This is a genomic window from Streptomyces sp. NPDC057616 (assembly GCF_042800575.1).
GTDB lineage: Bacteria > Actinomycetota > Actinomycetes > Streptomycetales > Streptomycetaceae > Streptomyces.
This window is the reverse complement of record NZ_JBHVGU010000003.1, coordinates 62291-77259: the sequence shown is the minus strand read 5'-3', so window position 1 is coordinate 77259 and position 14969 is coordinate 62291. Positions and strand designations below refer to the sequence as shown.

General features: G+C 72.3%; 16 protein-coding genes and 2 tRNA genes. 8 read left to right on the top strand and 10 right to left on the bottom strand.

The window, feature by feature from the left end:
• The first annotated feature begins 51 nt into the window (after nt 1–51).
• From ACFU97_RS03920 to ACFU97_RS03910, 3 genes are all read left to right on the top strand, one after another.
• Nucleotides 52–125 (top strand) — tRNA-Met (locus ACFU97_RS03920).
• A 204-nt stretch (nt 126–329) separates the two neighbouring features.
• Nucleotides 330–2150 carry a tetratricopeptide repeat protein gene (locus tag ACFU97_RS03915; RefSeq protein WP_384250486.1) on the top strand — a complete coding sequence of 607 codons (1821 nt, stop codon included), beginning with the start codon at nt 330–332 and terminating at the stop codon, nt 2148–2150.
• Between the two features lie 133 nt (nt 2151–2283).
• Nucleotides 2284–2357: transfer RNA gene (locus ACFU97_RS03910), tRNA-Met, on the top strand.
• 51 nt (nt 2358–2408) lie between these two features.
• Here the strand turns inward: ACFU97_RS03910 and ACFU97_RS03905 are convergent.
• From ACFU97_RS03905 to hisN, 6 genes are all read right to left on the bottom strand, one after another.
• Nucleotides 2409–3554: an ABC transporter substrate-binding protein gene (locus tag ACFU97_RS03905; protein ID WP_384250484.1), complete on the bottom strand. Its 1146-nt coding sequence runs from the start codon at nt 3552–3554 to the stop codon at nt 2409–2411.
• Nucleotides 3551–4411: an ABC transporter permease gene (locus tag ACFU97_RS03900; protein ID WP_384250481.1), complete on the bottom strand. Its 861-nt coding sequence runs from the start codon at nt 4409–4411 to the stop codon at nt 3551–3553. The genes ACFU97_RS03905 and ACFU97_RS03900 overlap by 4 nt, the downstream gene beginning before the upstream one ends.
• Nucleotides 4408–5175: an ABC transporter ATP-binding protein gene (locus ACFU97_RS03895; protein ID WP_384250479.1), complete on the bottom strand. Its 768-nt coding sequence runs from the start codon at nt 5173–5175 to the stop codon at nt 4408–4410. The genes ACFU97_RS03900 and ACFU97_RS03895 overlap by 4 nt, the downstream gene beginning before the upstream one ends.
• Before the next feature lie 191 nt (nt 5176–5366).
• Complete coding sequence (locus tag ACFU97_RS03890; protein ID WP_384250478.1) at nt 5367–5783, bottom strand: Fur family transcriptional regulator; 417 nt, start codon at nt 5781–5783, stop codon at nt 5367–5369.
• A 133-nt stretch (nt 5784–5916) separates the two neighbouring features.
• Nucleotides 5917–6309: a cyclic nucleotide-binding/CBS domain-containing protein gene (locus ACFU97_RS03885; protein WP_384250475.1), complete on the bottom strand. Its 393-nt coding sequence runs from the start codon at nt 6307–6309 to the stop codon at nt 5917–5919.
• 178 nt (nt 6310–6487) lie between these two features.
• Nucleotides 6488–7288 (bottom strand): histidinol-phosphatase, encoded by an 801-nt coding sequence (hisN, locus tag ACFU97_RS03880; protein ID WP_384250473.1) that lies wholly within the window; start codon nt 7286–7288, stop codon nt 6488–6490.
• A gap of 190 nt (nt 7289–7478) precedes the next feature.
• Between hisN and ACFU97_RS03875 the strand changes: the two genes are divergently transcribed.
• Nucleotides 7479–8087: a TetR/AcrR family transcriptional regulator gene (locus ACFU97_RS03875; RefSeq protein WP_384250471.1), complete on the top strand. Its 609-nt coding sequence runs from the start codon at nt 7479–7481 to the stop codon at nt 8085–8087.
• Nucleotides 8088–8640: 553 nt separating this feature from the next.
• On the opposite strand, the gene ACFU97_RS03870 is transcribed toward ACFU97_RS03875, so the two are convergent.
• The 4 genes from ACFU97_RS03870 to ACFU97_RS03855 all read right to left on the bottom strand — a co-directional run bounded on the left by ACFU97_RS03870 (nt 8641) and on the right by ACFU97_RS03855 (nt 12152).
• Nucleotides 8641–8964: a DMT family transporter gene (locus ACFU97_RS03870; protein ID WP_384250468.1), complete on the bottom strand. Its 324-nt coding sequence runs from the start codon at nt 8962–8964 to the stop codon at nt 8641–8643.
• A 76-nt stretch (nt 8965–9040) separates the two neighbouring features.
• On the bottom strand, nt 9041–10051 hold the full coding sequence (rsgA, locus tag ACFU97_RS03865; protein WP_384250465.1) for a ribosome small subunit-dependent GTPase A: 1011 nt from the start codon (nt 10049–10051) through the stop codon (nt 9041–9043).
• A 12-nt stretch (nt 10052–10063) separates the two neighbouring features.
• Nucleotides 10064–11380 (bottom strand): 3-phosphoshikimate 1-carboxyvinyltransferase, encoded by a 1317-nt coding sequence (gene aroA / locus ACFU97_RS03860; RefSeq protein ID WP_384250463.1) that lies wholly within the window; start codon nt 11378–11380, stop codon nt 10064–10066.
• A gap of 52 nt (nt 11381–11432) precedes the next feature.
• Entirely contained in the window at nt 11433–12152 is a 720-nt protein-coding gene (locus ACFU97_RS03855; RefSeq protein ID WP_384250461.1) for a M50 family metallopeptidase, read from the bottom strand.
• A 50-nt stretch (nt 12153–12202) separates the two neighbouring features.
• On the opposite strand from ACFU97_RS03855, the gene ACFU97_RS03850 reads away from it, so the two are divergent.
• The 4 genes from ACFU97_RS03850 to rsrA all read left to right on the top strand — a co-directional run bounded on the left by ACFU97_RS03850 (nt 12203) and on the right by rsrA (nt 14907).
• Nucleotides 12203–13018 carry an SOS response-associated peptidase gene (locus ACFU97_RS03850; protein ID WP_384250458.1) on the top strand — a complete coding sequence of 272 codons (816 nt, stop codon included), beginning with the start codon at nt 12203–12205 and terminating at the stop codon, nt 13016–13018.
• Between the two features lies 1 nt (nt 13019).
• On the top strand, nt 13020–13667 hold the full coding sequence (locus ACFU97_RS03845) for an alpha/beta family hydrolase (protein ID WP_384250456.1): 648 nt from the start codon (nt 13020–13022) through the stop codon (nt 13665–13667).
• A 257-nt stretch (nt 13668–13924) separates the two neighbouring features.
• Nucleotides 13925–14608: an RNA polymerase sigma factor SigR gene (sigR, locus tag ACFU97_RS03840; protein ID WP_384250453.1), complete on the top strand. Its 684-nt coding sequence runs from the start codon at nt 13925–13927 to the stop codon at nt 14606–14608.
• Nucleotides 14605–14907, top strand: a complete 303-nt coding sequence (gene rsrA, locus ACFU97_RS03835) for a mycothiol system anti-sigma-R factor (RefSeq protein WP_384250450.1) — start codon at nt 14605–14607, stop codon at nt 14905–14907. Before sigR ends, rsrA begins: the two co-directional genes overlap by 4 nt.
• The last annotated feature ends 62 nt before the right edge of the window (nt 14908–14969 follow it).

Sequence of the window (14969 nt, the reverse complement as noted above, 5' to 3'; positions counted from 1 at the left end):
CCGCCGCTGATCAAGTCCGCCCCGCGTCGTGGTACGGTTGCCGAACAACGACGCGGGGTGGAGCAGCTCGGTAGCTCGCTGGGCTCATAACCCAGAGGTCGCAGGTTCAAATCCTGTCCCCGCTACTGAAGTCGAAGGCCCGGATCCTCAAGGATCCGGGCCTTCGACATGTGCGAACGCATGTGCCGGTACCAGGGACGGCCGTGCCCCCTCGGGGAGTTGGGCGATCTGTGTTTGACTTGTCTCTCTGTGGGCATGTCGACAAAACGCTGAAGTGACCTCACTGGCTGCGGTATACCAGGTGTACCCGGGTTGCAGGTGGTGCGACGATGGACGTTATGGGGGACAAGGCAACTCTGTTCGAGACAGGGCGATTTGTGCAGCCTTCCGAACCGGACGAAGCCGGGGAGGTGGCCGAGGAGGCCGTCGAGGAACTCCGCCGGCGGCTCGCCGCCGAGGCGGGCGACGTCGAGGCGATGAGCGTCCTCGGTGCCATGCTGCTGCGCCGCGGTGATCTCGACGGAGCCGAGCCCCAGCTGCGTGCCGCCACGGCGGCGGGAGACCGCGCCGCCGCCAACAACCTCGGAGTCCTCCTCCTTCAGCGCGGATACGCCGAGGAGGCCGCCGGCTGGTGGCGGATCGCCGCCGTCGCCGGATCCGCGGCGGCCGCTCACGCGCTGGGCCGCCACCACCGCGAGCGCGGGGACGAGCCGGCCGCCGAGTACTGGCTGCGCCAGTCCGCCGAGCAGGGCCACGCTCTGGGCGCCTATGCGCTGGCCGATCTGCTGGAGCACCGCGGCGACGCCGGGGCCGAGGAGTGGATGCGGACCGCCGCCGAGCACGGGCACCGCGAGGCGGCGTACCGGCTGGCGCGCGCGATCGACCGCCGTGCGGCACTCGAGGGCGAGGGCGGGGGTGACAACGGTGTCGAACTGCTGGCCGAGGCCGAGCAGTTCTACCGGCAGGCCGCCGCGCGCGGGCACCGGCGGGCCGCGCTGCACCTCGGCACGATCCTGGAGCGGCGCGGCGAGCTCAAGGAGGCCGGCCGCTGGTATCTGACCTCCGCCAAGGACGGGGAGGCGCGTGCCGCCTGCGCGCTCGGCTTCCTGCTGCGCGACGCCGGGGACACCGAGAGCGCCGCCGTGTGGTGGCTCCGGGCCGCCCAGGACGGCGACGGCAACGCCGCCAACGCGCTGGGCGCGCTGCACGCCGAGCGCGGCGAGACGCAGACCGCCGAGCGCTGGTACCGCGCGGCGATGGACGCCGGGGACGACAACGGCGCGTACAACCTCGGGCTGCTCTGCGCCGAGCAGGGGCGGACCGCGCAGGCCGAGCAGTGGTACCGCCGGGCCGCGTACGCCGGGCACCGCGAGGCGGCCAACGCGCTGGCGATCCTGCTGCTGCAGGGCGGGGACACCACCGGCGCCGAGCCGTGGTTCTCCAAGGCCGCCGAGGCCGGGAGCGTGGACGCCGCGTTCAACCTCGGGATTCTGCACGCCGGCCGCGGCACCGACGAGGACGCCGCGGCGGCGCTGCAGTGGTACGAGCGTGCCGCGGCCGCCGGGCACACGGAGGCGGCGCTCCAGGTCGGCATCGCCCGGCTGCGGGACGGCGACGAGCAGGCGGCCGAGCGGCATCTGCGGTGCGCGGCGGGCGGCGGCAGCGCGGAGGCCGCGTACCGGCTGGCGACCGTGCTGGACGCCCGCCGGCCGCCCGAGCCCGCGCACGAGCTGGGTGAGCCCGCGCACGAGCGGACCGAGTGCGAGGAGTGGTACGAGCGGGCGGCCACCCAGGGGCACCGGCGTGCGCAGGTGCGGGTCGGCATGCTGGCCGCCGCCCGCGGAGACGTGGTGGAGGCCGCCCGCTGGTACCGGGAGGCGGCCGAGGCCGGGTCCCGCAACGGAGCCTTCAACCTGGGACTGCTGCTGGCCCGCGAGGGCAGCGAGCCCGAGGCCGCCGTGTGGTGGACCCGGGCCGCCGACGCCGGTCACGGACGGGCGGCGCTGCGCCTGGCCCTGGTCTACGCGCGTCGTGGTGAGCTGGCCGAGGGGCAGCGCTGGGCGGACCGGGCGGTCACGCTGGGGCCGGCGGAGGTGTCGGAGCGCGCGGCCCGGCTGCGGGACGCGCTGCGCCAGGAGCTGACGGCCTAGCCGGTGCCGGTGCCGGTGCCGCCGCCCGTGCCGGAGCCAGTGCCCCGTGCCCGTGCCGCGGGCGGCTCCTGGACGTGCGGTCTTTATGGATTTGCCTCCGCCGACGTCCGTGACGTAACGTTGCGTTCACCGACGCGGGGTGGAGCAGCTCGGTAGCTCGCTGGGCTCATAACCCAGAGGTCGCAGGTTCAAATCCTGTCCCCGCTACTGAAGGCCGAGGGCCGGAATCCAGAAATGGGTTCCGGCCCTCGGTGCGTTTCAGGGGGCGTGGCCCACGGCTTCCCCGTACAGCGCACGGTCCACCGTCCGCGCCTCCGGGAGCGCGGCGCCCTGGGTGGCGCCCTGGGCCCGGTAGGCGGCCTGCAGGCGGCTCGTGGTGCCCTTGCGGATCTCCCAGTCCATACGCAGGGACGGGGTGGCCTCCAAGACCGCCTTGTCGATCTTCAGAAGTTTCGACAGGTACGTGACGAACGTCTCGTCCTTCTTGTAGTCCGAGGCGAAGTACGTGTTCACCGTCCGGATGTACGCCCTCAGCAGGGCCACGCCCGCGTCCACGTCGTCGTGCAGCAGCGTGCGGCCGTAGAGCATGCCGCCCAGGGGCTCGCCCTGCGGCTGGCCGCCGAGGAAGGCATAGCCCGCCGTGCCGTCGACCTTGCGCCAGATCGGGTCCAGCAGCCAGGCGGAGTCGACGCCGCCGTTGCGCAGGGCCGTGAGCACGTCCGCGGAGCCCAGCTGGCGGTACTGGATCTCGTCCAGGCCGCCGCCGTGCTTCGCCAGGGCCTTCTGCAGGGGGTACGCGATCACCGAGCCCTTGCCGATCATCGTGCCCAGCGTGCGGCCGGACATCCGGACGCTCGCCGCCGTCGCGCCGTCCTTCGCCCGCACCCACAGGCCGCTCTTCGAACCGGGGCCGGGTGAGAAGTTCCCCGCGACCCACTTGATGTCGAAGCCGCCCCTGACGCCGTTCATCACGGCCGCCTCCGGGGCCGCCCAGAGCGCGTCCACGTCGCCCTTGGCCAGCAGCGGGAGCGCGTCCGGGGTGGGCAGCACCTTGAGGGTCACGTCCAGTCCCTCGGCCTTGAACTCGCCCTTGTCCAGCGCGACTTCGAGCGGTGCGACGTACTCGGCGTTGAGCGTTCCGGTCGCGATGGTGATCTTCCGCGTCTTGGCCAGGGGCCGGGCGGACGGGGCGAGCGGTTCGCAGCGGGCCGGGGTGCGGCCCGGCGCGAGGTCGGCCGGGTCCGTCCAGGCCGTCTTGCCGCAGCCGTCGACGGGACGGATCGTACGGTTGCCCGTCCCCGCCTTCGCCCCCGCGTCGTCGGAGTACGGCGACGACGAGCAGGCCGCCGACGCGAGCAGCGCGGCGACGGCGACGACCGCGGCGCCGCAGGTGCGCCTCCTCATGACTGTCCCCTTCCTCGGTCCTTCGGCGCCCACGGGGTGAGCAACCGGCCCAGCAGGCGCACCAGTTCGGAGAAGACCACTCCGAGGACGGCCACGCAGACGATGCCGACGAACATCACGTCGTTCTGGAACAGCGCGCGCGAGTCGAAGATCAGGTGCCCCAGGCCGTCGTTCGCGGCGATCTGCTCCGAGGCGACGATCACCAGCACCGCCACGCCCGCCGCGATCCGCGCGCCCACCAGGACGGAGGGGAGCGAGGCGGGCAGCAGGACGTGGCGGAACATCTGCCACGGCGAGGCGCCGAAGACCCGGCCCGCGTCGCGGTGCCCGGACGGGACGGCGATCACCGCGGACATCGTGGAGATCCACACGAAGAAGAAGACCGTGGTCGCCACCAGGGCCACCTGCGGGCCCTCGCCCAGGCCGAACATGTTCAGGAAGACCGGCAGCAGGGCCAGCTTCGGGACGACGTAGAGGGCGTCCAGGAGGGGTTCGAAGGCGGCGCGGACCAGGGGCAGCGAGCCCATCAGCAGGCCCAGCAGACAGCCCGCCGCCGTGCCGAGGGCATAGCCGGCGAGGACGCGCCGGAGCGTCGCCCACACGTCCGGCCACAGGTCGCCGGCCGCGGCCCGGTCCCAGCCGTCGGCGAGGATCCTGGACGGCGCCGGGTAGACGCGGTCGTCGATCCAGCCCTGGGTGGCGGCCAGTTGCCACAGCAGGAGCAGGACGAGGGGCACGGCCGCCGCCAGCGACAGCTCCAGGGCCCGTCTGCGGCGGTGGGCACGGGCCGGGTGGAGCTCCTCCGGGCCGGGGCGGCGGACCAGGGTCGGTTCCTTGCGCGGGGCGATGGTCGTCATGCCGGTGCGGCCTCCTTCCGCAGCAGGTCCCACAGTTCGCTCTTGAGGGCCGTGAACTCGGGGGCGGTGCGCACGTCGCCGGTGCGCGGGCGCGGGAAGGGCGGGACGTGCTCGGCGATGATCCGGCCCGGGCGCGCGGACATCACCAGCACGCGGTCGCCGAGAACGAGCGCCTCCTCCAGGCTGTGGGTGATGAAGAGCGTGGTGGTGCGCGTGGTCTGCGTGAGCTCCAGGAGCTCGTCCTGCAGGATCGTGCGCAGTTGGGCGTCGAGCGCCGCGAACGGCTCGTCCATCAGCAGGAGTTCGGGCTCCACGGCCAGCGCGCGGGCGATCGCGACCCGCTGGCGCATGCCGCCGGAGAGCGTCGCCGGGTAGGCGCCGGCGAAGTCGGCGAGGCCCATGCGGGCCAGCCAGGCGTCGGCGCGGGCGTTCGCCTCGCGGCGCGGGACGCGCTGCACGTCCAGGCCGAAGCGGACGTTGGCGCGCACCGTCTTCCAGTCGTAGATGCCGTAGTCCTGGAAGATCATGGCTGCCGGGCGGGGGCTCTCGGAGCGGATCTCCAGCGAGCCGGTGCTCGGGCGCAGCAGGCCCGCGGCGATCCGCAGGAGCGTCGATTTTCCGCAGCCGGAGGGGCCGACCAGGCAGACGAACTCGCCCGGGGCGACGCTGAGTTCGAGGGGACCGAGGGCGTCGACGGCGCGGGGCGGGCGGCCGAAGGTACGGGTCAGGTCGGTGGCGTGGAGTTTCGGGTGCGGGTCTCCCACGGTGGCTCCTTGCGGAGTTCGGTACGGAGCGGGGGGTGCCGCACGACGATATGACGACCCGTCAGATTCAGGAAGCCTGTACGCGGCATGAACCTCGTACGCGGCGTGAAGCCCGTGGGCAACAGGAAGCCCCGGCACCTCGAGGAGGGGCCGGGGCTTCAGTGGGGCTCTGGGGCCTTTGGGGTCCGGTCTCAGGCCTTCGCGCAGTCCGGGCAGACGCCGCGGTACGTCACCTCGACGTCCGAGACCGCGAAGCCGAAGCGCTCCGAGTCCGGGAGGTCGGCGAGCGGGTTGCCGCTGGGGCGGACGTCGCGGATGGCGCCGCAGCGGGCGCAGACCAGGTGGTGGTGCGGCCGGTGCGCGTTCGGGTCGTACCGCTTGGCGCGCTTGTCGGTGGAGACCTCGAGGACCTCGCCGAGGGAGACGAGCTCACCCAGCGTGTTGTAGACGGTCGCCCGGGAGATTTCGGGCAGCTTGGCGACGGCCCGGGTGTGGACCTCGTCGGCCGTCAGGTGGACGTGATCGCCGTCGAGAACCTCGGCCACGACGCGCCGCTGCGCGGTCATGCGCCATCCGCGTCCGCGCAGTCGTTCCAGAAGGTCACTCATACGGCCAGCCTAACAGCAGGGGGACCATTTTCCGAACAGGTGTGACTTTGGATCACCACTCGACTTGGACTGAGTCCAACCTGTCGGGGTCCCCCTGCGTGGCTGGGCGGATGGCGGTCGGGCAGGTGGGCGGTCAGGCGGGCACGTGCTGCCGTACCGGTGCCCAGCAGCGGATGATGTCGCGGACGGAGACGATCCCGGCGGGCTCGCCGCGGTCGAGGACGATGAGGTGGCGGAATCCGCCGTGGGACATGGCGTCGGCCGCCTCCTCCAGCGTCCAGGACGGGGCGGCGAAGACGACGTCGGTCGTGGTGTGGGCGTGGGCGCGTTCGGAGTCGGGGTCCTGGCCGAGGCCGACGGAGTTGAGGATGTCGCGTTCGGTGAGGATCCCGATGCCGCCGGCGTCGGGATCGAGGACCACGGCCGCGCCGACCCTACGGGCGGACATCAGGGCGGCGGCCTGGCGGAGGGTGTGGGCAGGGCCGATGGTGAGGACCACCGTGCTCATGGCGTCGCGGACGAGCATGGACTGGAGCCACCTCCTAGGGAATCCCCGGTGACCAGCGGATTCCGGTCTCCCGGGCCGCTAGTTCAGGAATTCACAAGTTCACAAGTGGGGGGACTCTCAGAGTCGCAGGTAAAGCACGGGTCAACAAGAGGGCGCGTGCGTCCAGTTCAGGGCGTGCGGGGTGACCTCGTGCTTCTCAGTAGCGCTGGTTGAGATACCCCAGCAACTCGTCGTGCAGCAGGCCGTTGGACGCGGCCGCGTTGCCGCTGTGCGGGCCCGGGCGGCCGTCGAGGCCGGTGAAGGTGCCGCCCGCCTCGGTGACCACGATGGCGTTGGCGGCCATGTCCCAGAGGGAGAGCTCCGGCTCGGCGCAGATGTCGATGGAGCCCTCGGCGACCATCATGTAGGGCCAGAAGTCGCCGTACGCGCGCGTGCGCCACACCTCGCGGGACAGGTCCAGGAAGCCGCTGAGCCGGCCCTGGTCCTCCCAGCCGGTCAGCGAGGAGTACGCGAAGGAGGCGTCCGTCAGCTTCGAGACGCGCGAGACGTGCAGGCGGGAGGCGGAGGAGAGGCTGCGGCCGGAGAAGGCGCCGTGTCCCTTCGCGGCCCACCAGCGGCGGCCGAGCGCCGGGGCGGAGACCACGCCGACGACCGGCTGGAAGCCGGTCTCGCCCGCCTCCATCAGGGAGATCAGCGTGGCCCACACCGGGACGCCGCGGACGTAGTTCTTGGTGCCGTCGATGGGGTCGACCACCCAGCGGCGCGGGCCGGTGCCCTCCAGGCCGTACTCCTCGCCGAGGACCGCGTCGCGTGGTCGGGCGCGCTGGAGCTGGCCGCGGATGAGTTCTTCCGCCGCCTTGTCCGCCTCGCTCACCGGCGTCATGTCCGGCTTCGTCTCGACCTTGAGGTCGAGTGCCTTGAAGCGGTCCATGGTGGTCGCATCCGCGGCGTCCGCGAGGACGTGGGCGAAACGGAGGTCGTCGAGGTAGTCCGGCATGGGACGAACGCTATCCACCGAGGTGGGGACCGGGCCAGCGGCCCCCGCTTACGGTTTGGCGGCACATCGCCGGTGTCCTGGCGGCACACAGTGGCCGAAGGGCGCCCCCCGCGCGCGCTCGCGAACCCTTGACAGTGCCCCCGGGCGCGTCAAATCTGGGCGCAGAGCTGCTCGCCCCAGGGAGGCGATGATGCCTGCAGCGCGGGAATCCCTACTGGACGCCGCGTACACGGCGCTGGCGCGCCGGCCGTGGTCCGCCGTACGGATGGTCGACGTCGCGGCGGTGGCGGGAGTCTCCCGCCAGACGCTCTACAACGAGTTCGGCAGCAAGGAAGGTCTCGCCCGGGCCCTGGTCAGAAGGGAGGCGGACGCGTATCTCGCCGGAGTCGAGCGCGCGCTCGCCACGCACAGCGACGCCCGGGAGCGGCTGACCGCGACCGCGGAGTGGACCGCCGCGACCGCCCGGGACAACGCACTGGTACGGGCCATGCTGACCGGCTGCTGGAGCGAGCGCCTGCCCTCTCCGACGCTGTCCGCGGTCCCGTCCTCCTCGGCGGTGCCGGCGCAGCGGCGGGCGGACGGCCCGCTGCCCTCGCCCGGCGACTTCGTGGCGATGGTCCGCGACCGGGCCGTGGCGGTGCTGTCGGGACCGGGGGCGCTCAAGTCGGACACGGCGGAACTGGCCCGCTCCTGCGAGCTGGTGGTCCGCCTGGCCCTCTCCTGCGTGGCGGCTCCGCCGGGCGACGGGGGAGTCGCAGACCTGGTCCGCACGGCGCTGCCCCGGCAGCAGCCGGTGTGACGAGCGGCGTCTGTCACGGGCGGGCGACAGGCGGGGCCCGACGGGGCCGGTGTCCGTGGCGGGCGACGTCCCCGGGCGGGTGGCGTCCGTGGCGAGCGGCGTCCCCGGGTGGGTGGCGTCCGTGGCGGGTGGGTGCCCTGCCGGACGGCTGCCCGCTAGGCCTCCCTGGTGTGTGGGTGTCTCCGGCGGGCGGGTGTTCATGCCGAGCGGCCGGCCTGTCGGGCGGTCTCCACGGCGGGCGGGGGCCCCGGCGGGCGGGCTCTCCAATGGGGGCGTCGTCAGCGGGTGTGGCCATGTTCGGTGGCGCTCCCTCAGCGGTGGCCTCCCCGCAGACGAGTGTCTCTGACGGACGGGTGTCTCTGACGGACCGGTGTCCCTCACGGGCCGCCTCCCGACGGGCGAGTGTCCCTGACGGAATGGCGTCCCCGGCGGGCGGCCACCCCGACGGACGGCGGCCCCGACGGACGGCGGCCCCGGCAAACCGGGGCCCCTGCAAACAGTGGCCCCCACAGACGGCGGCCCCGGCGAACACTGGCCCGGCCGGCGGACGTCGCTAGTGGGCCGAGCCTGAGAGCTGGAGGCCGATGACGCCCACGATGACCAGGCTGATCGAGACCAGTTTGAGGGTGGAGACCAGGTCGCCGAGGAAGACCATGCCGTAGATCGCGGTGCCCGCCGCGCCGATGCCGGTCCAGACGGCGTACGCGGGGCCGACGTCCAGCTTGCGCAGGGACAGGGTCAGCAGGCCGAAGCTGCCGAGCGCGAATATGCAGAACGCGATCGTGGGCCACAGCCGCGTGAACCCGTGCGAGAGCTTCAGGCACACGGCGAAGCCGGTCTCGAGCAACCCGGCCACCACCACCAGCAGCCACGCCATGTGCTGTCCTCCCGTAGGTCCGGCTGGGTGCGATTATGCACTTACCGGACCCGGGTGAACGCAAACAACGCGGTGCTCAGTCGCCCTCCCGGCGCTCCCGCGTCGACAGCAGCCGGCGCAGCGAGTACAGCCGGGCCGGGTCCGCGTGCCCGTCGGCCACCCACTGGTCCAGCGCGCAGTCCGGCTCGTCGTGACTGCATGCGCGCGGGCAGCCCTCGGTGCCGGGTTCCAGGTCGGGGAAGGCCTTGATGACCCGGGACGGGTCCACGTGGTGCAGGCCGAAGGAGCGGACGCCAGGGGTGTCGACGACCCAGCCCGCACTGTCCGGCAGGGGGATCGCGCGTGCCGAGGTGGTGGTGTGCCGGCCGCGGCCCGTGACGGCGTTGACGATGCCGGTACTGCGTCGCCGTTCCTGCGCGACGAGCGCGTTGACCAGGGTCGTCTTGCCCACGCCCGAGTGCCCGACGAACGCCGTCATCTTGCCGTCCAGCTGCCTGCGGACGCGTTCCACCGCCGCGCCGCTCTCCAGTTCCTCACGGCTCGTCACGACGTACGGCACGCCCAACGCCCCGTACATCTCCAGGAGTTCGTCGGGCGAGGCGAGATCGGACTTGGTGAGGACGAGCAGCGGGTCGAGACCGCCGTCGTACGCCGCCACGAGACAGCGGTCGATCAGGCGCGGGCGCGGCTCCGGGTCGGCGAGGGCGGTGACGATGGCGAGCTGGTCGGCGTTGGCGACGACGACGCGCTCGTAGGGGTCGTCGTCGTCCGCGGTGCGCCGCAGGACCGAGGTGCGCGGCTCGATGCGGACGATACGGGCGAGGGTGTCCTTGGCCCCGGACAGGTCGCCGACGATGGCCACCCGGTCGCCGACCACCGCGGCCTTGCGGCCCAGCTCGCGGGCCTTCATCGCCGTGACCACGCGGTCCTCGACGAGACAGGTGAGGCGGCCCCGGTCGACGGTGACGACCAGGCCCTTCACCGCCTCCTCGTGCTTGGGCCGGATGTTCGTACGCGGCCGGTTGCCCTTGCGGTTCGGGCGGCTGCGGATGTCGTCCTCGTCGGTGTGCTTGCCGTAACGGCGCATCTGCCTACGCCCCTACGCCCCGAGCATCCCGGTCCACATTTCGGGAAATTCCGGGAGAGTCTTCGCCGTCGTCGCCACGTCCTCGATCTGCACGCCCGCGACCGCGAGGCCGATGATCGCGCCGGCGGTCGCCATGCGGTGGTCCTCGTAGGTGTGGAAGATGCCGCCGTGCAGGCGGCGCGGGCGGATCTGCAGGCCGTCGGCGGTCTCGGTGACGTCGCCGCCGAGCTCGTTGATCTCCTTGGTGAGCGCGGCCAGGCGGTCCGTCTCGTGCAGCCGCAGGTGGGCCACGCCCCGCAGGGTGGAGGGGGAGTCGGCGAGGGCCGCGACCGCCGCGATGCCCGGGGTCAGTTCGCCCACCTCGCCCAGGTCCACATCGATACCGTGCACGGCACCCGAACCGGTGAACTCCAGTCCGTACTCGGTGAGTTCGCAGGAACCGCCCATTTCGGTGAAGATCTCCCGCAGCTTGTCGCCCGGCTGCGTGGTGCGGGCCGGCCAGTCGGGGATCACGACCTTGCCGCCGGTCACCAGCGCGGCGGCAAGGAAGGGCTGGGCGTTGGACAGGTCGGGCTCGATGGTCAGGTCCCGGCCCAGCAGCGCGCCCGGCGTCACCCGCCACACGTTGGGCTCGCCGCCCGAGTCCGGAGTGTCCACCTGGGCGCCGACCGCGCGCAGCATGTCGACGGTCATGCGGATGTGGGGCAGCGAGGGCAGGGAGGGGCCGGTGTGGCGGACCTCCACGCCCTGGTTGAAGCGCGGGCCGGACAGCAGCAGGGCGCTCACGAACTGGGACGAGGAGGACGCGTCGATCTCCACCGGGCCGCCGTCCAGCGCCCCGCCGCCGTGCACCGTCAGCGGCAGCGCGCCGCGGCCGTCGTCGTCGATCCGGGCGCCGAGCACGCGCAGGGCGTCGATCACGCCGGTCAGCGGGCGTTCGTAGGACCTCGGGTCGCCGTCGAAGCGGACGGGGCCGTCGGCGAGCGCGGCGACCGGGGGCAGGAAGCGCATGACCGTGCCGGCGTTGCCGACGTCGACCGTGGCCGGGCCGCGCAGGCCGGTGGGCAGCACCCGCCAGGTCTCGCCCGTGCCGTCCGGGCCCACGCCCTCGACGATGTCGACGCCCATGGTGCGCAGGGCGCCGGCCATCAGCAGGGTGTCGCGGGAGCGCAGGGGGCGGCGCAGCCAGCCCGGCTCGCTCGCCAGGGCGGCCAGCACCAGGGCGCGGTTGGTGACGGACTTGGACCCCGGTACGTGGACCGTCGCGTCGACGGCTCCGCTCGCGAGGGGGGCGGGCCAGAGGGCGGTACGTGCGTCTTGTGGGGCCATGCGCCCACTTTATAAGGAGGCGGTGGGTCCGGTGCGGCGCCGTTGGGGCTGGTCACACCTCGAGCAGCCAGCGTCCCCCGCCTATCAGGGAGCACAGCGACACCGCGTGGAAGAGGAAGAGCCACAGCCCGGCCGGGACGTGGGTCAGGCGGGAGAGCTGGTCCGCGTCCGAGTCGCCCGCTCCGCCCCGTGCCCGCTTCGCCTGGAGCTCGAAGGCCGGACGGACGCCGCCCACCAGCAGGAACCAGACCACCGCGTACGCGAACGCCGCCTGCACCTGGGGGCCCGCCAGCCAGGACACCAGGAGGAAGGTGCCGCCGGTGATGATCACGGTCAGGGCGCCGTAGGCGTTGCGGATCATCACCAGCATCGCCACGAGCAGGGCGGTCGCCAGCCACAGGAGCAGCGTGATGTGGCCGGCGGCGAGCAGGGCCGCGCCGCCGAGGCCGAGCAGCGGGGGAGCGGTGTAGCCGGCGGCCGCGGTCAGGATCATGCCGAGTCCGTGCGGCTTGCCGCGGCTGAGGGTGAGGCCGCTGGTGTCGGAGTGCAGGCGTATGCCCGTGAGCTGGCGGCCGGTGAGCAGGGCCGTCAGGCCGTGGCCGCCCTCGTGCGCGATGGTGATGGCGTTGCGCGAGAGGCGCCAGACGTTGTGCGGGACGGTCACGGCGAGCGCAGCGACCAGCGTCGCGATCACCACCCACAGATCGGGGTCGGGCTGGGTGCCGAAGACCCGGTCCCACAGGGAGGCGAGTGAGGATGCGGTGCTGTCCATCGGTGGCTTCGGCTCCCGTAGGTCTCGGCGGATCTGGCAGTGTGGCACGTATGTGCGGACGGTATGCAGCGAGTCGTAGGCCAGAGGATCTCGCAGGAATCTTTGAGATCGAGAAGTGGGAGCCCGAGGAGACCCTGGCGCCCGACTACAACGTGGCCCCCACCAAGGAGGTCTACGCCGTTCTCGACCGCGCTCTTAAGGACGTGGAGGACCCGCGGCCGGTTCGCCAGCTCCGCAAGCTCAAGTGGGGGCTGGTGCCGAGCTGGTCGAAGACGCCCGAGGGCGGCGCCCGGATGATCAACGCCCGCGCGGAGACCGTCCACGAGAAGCCGTCGTACCGGCGGGCCTTCTCCTCCCGCCGCTGCATCATCCCCGCCGACGGCTACTACGAGTGGGTCACCGGCACGCAGGAGCGCGACCTGGAGGTCGAGGGGAAGAAGAAGCGGCCGCGCAAGCAGCCCTACTTCGTGCTGCCCGCCGACGGCTCGGTCTTCGCGATGGCCGGGCTGTACGAGTTCTGGCGGGACAAGACCCTGCCGGACGACCACCCGCAGGCCTGGTGGGTGACCTGCTCCGTGATCACCACGGAGGCGGAGACGAGCCCGCTCGCCGTGTCCCCGGCCGAGGGACCGCGCACGCTGGCCGACATCCACCCCCGGATGCCGCTGATGCTCACCGCGGACCGCTGGGACTCCTGGCTCGACCCCTCCCGCACCGACGTCGACGGCCTGCGCGAGCTGCTGGCCCCGCCGCCGCCCGGCCTGATGCGCGCCTACCCGGTCTCGACGGCCGTCAGCAACGTCCGCAACAACGGCCCGGAGCTGCTGAAGGAGCTGGAAGGGCCGGAAGAAGGCACACTCTTCTGACGTGACGACCTCTTCTGACGTGACGACCGAGACCGTGGGCACGGAGGCGGGGGACGCCCGCGTCACCTGGCACCCGGCCCGGCGGGCACGGCTCGTGCTGGCCGCGAGCCACGGCGCGGGCGGCGGCATCGAGGCGCGGGACCTGCAGGCGCTGGCCCGGGTGCTGCCGGCGCACGGCGTGACCGTCGCCCTCGTGGAGCAGCCCTGGCGGGTGGCCGGCAAGAAGGTCGCGACGCCGCCGAAGACCCTGGACACCGGCTGGCGCGGCATCTGGCCCGCGCTGACGGGCCCCGGCCTGCCGGTGGTCTCCGGCGGGCGCAGCGCCGGCGCCCGCGTCGCCTGCCGTACGGCCGCCGAGCTCGGCGCGCACGCAGTCCTCGCCCTCAGCTTCCCGCTGCACCCACCGGGTCGCCCGGAGAGGTCCCGCGCCGGGGAACTGCTCGGCTCCGGGGTGCCCACCCTCGTCGTCCAGGGCGGCAACGACCCCTTCGGGAAGCCGGAGGAGTTCCCCGAGGGGAGCTACGAGTTGACCGAGGTGCCCTACGGCGATCACGGCTTCGCGGTGCCGAAGAAGGCGGAGATCACCCAGGAGGAGGCCGTGGCGATCGTCACGGACGCGGTCGTGAAGTGGACCGGGTCACTGGCGTGACGGCCCGGGAATGTTGCGGCCCGGGCCTCTGTTGTGAGCGAGAGAAGTGCTGAAACACCAGTACCGACGTCGTGGGAGAGGAAGTCAGCCGCATGGGTTCGACCGTATGCCCGAGCCGCAGCAGCCGCACTGACCTGGACTGGACGGTGCTGACTGCGGCCAAGACCACCCCTATTCGAGGGGCGGGCGGGACGGGTCGTCGTCTATCCTCCGATTCTGGTGGGACCGGTTTCGGCTCCGCCCGGAATCTTGAGGAGGTGGGTCCGGTCACTGGGACCGACGCAGGGACCGACAACGGCCAGGCGGAGCAGCCCGAGGGCCAGGGCATCAGCGCGGAGTCGACCTCGGAGCGCAGCGCGCGCTTCGAGCGGGACGCGCTCGAATTCCTCGACCAGATGTACTCGGCCGCGCTGCGTATGACGCGCAATCCGGCCGACGCGGAGGACCTGGTGCAGGAGACGTACGCCAAGGCGTACGCGTCCTTCCACCAGTTCCGCGAGGGCACCAACCTCAAGGCGTGGCTGTACCGGATCCTCACGAACACGTTCATCAACTCGTACCGCAAGAAGCAGCGTGAACCCCAGCGCTCCGCGGCCGAGGAGATCGAGGACTGGCAGCTCGCCCGCGCCGAGTCGCACATGTCGACGGGTCTGCGCTCCGCGGAGTCGCAGGCGCTGGACCATCTGCCGGACTCGGACGTGAAGGAAGCGCTCCAGGCGATCCCCGAGGAATTCCGCATCGCCGTCTACCTCGCCGACGTAGAGGGCTTTGCCTACAAGGAGATCGCGGACATCATGGGGACACCCATCGGTACGGTGATGTCCCGGCTGCACCGGGGCCGCCGGCAACTGCGCGGCATGCTCGAGGACTACGCCCGTGAGCGCGGGCTGGTCCCGGCCGGCGCCGGAGAGTCGAACGAAGCGAAAGGCTCGGGCTCATGAGCTGCGGAGAGCCGCACGAGACGGACTGCAGTGAGGTCCTCGATCATCTCTACGAGTTCCTCGACAGTGAGATGCCGGACGTCGATCGCGACAAGTTCAAGCAGCACTTCAAGGAGTGCTCGCCCTGTCTCGAGAAGTACGGCCTGGAGCAGGCCGTGAAGAAGCTCGTGAAGCGGTGCTGCGGTCATGACGACGTGCCGACGGACCTGCGGTCCAAGGTCATGGGGCGGATCGATCTGATCCGCTCCGGCCAGGCCGTCCCCGAGCACGACATCACCACGAGCCCGCAGGAGTCCTGAACTCCCGTCGGCGCACGCCTTCGCGCCGGGCGCACCTGGAACGGGCCGCCATCACCCGAACG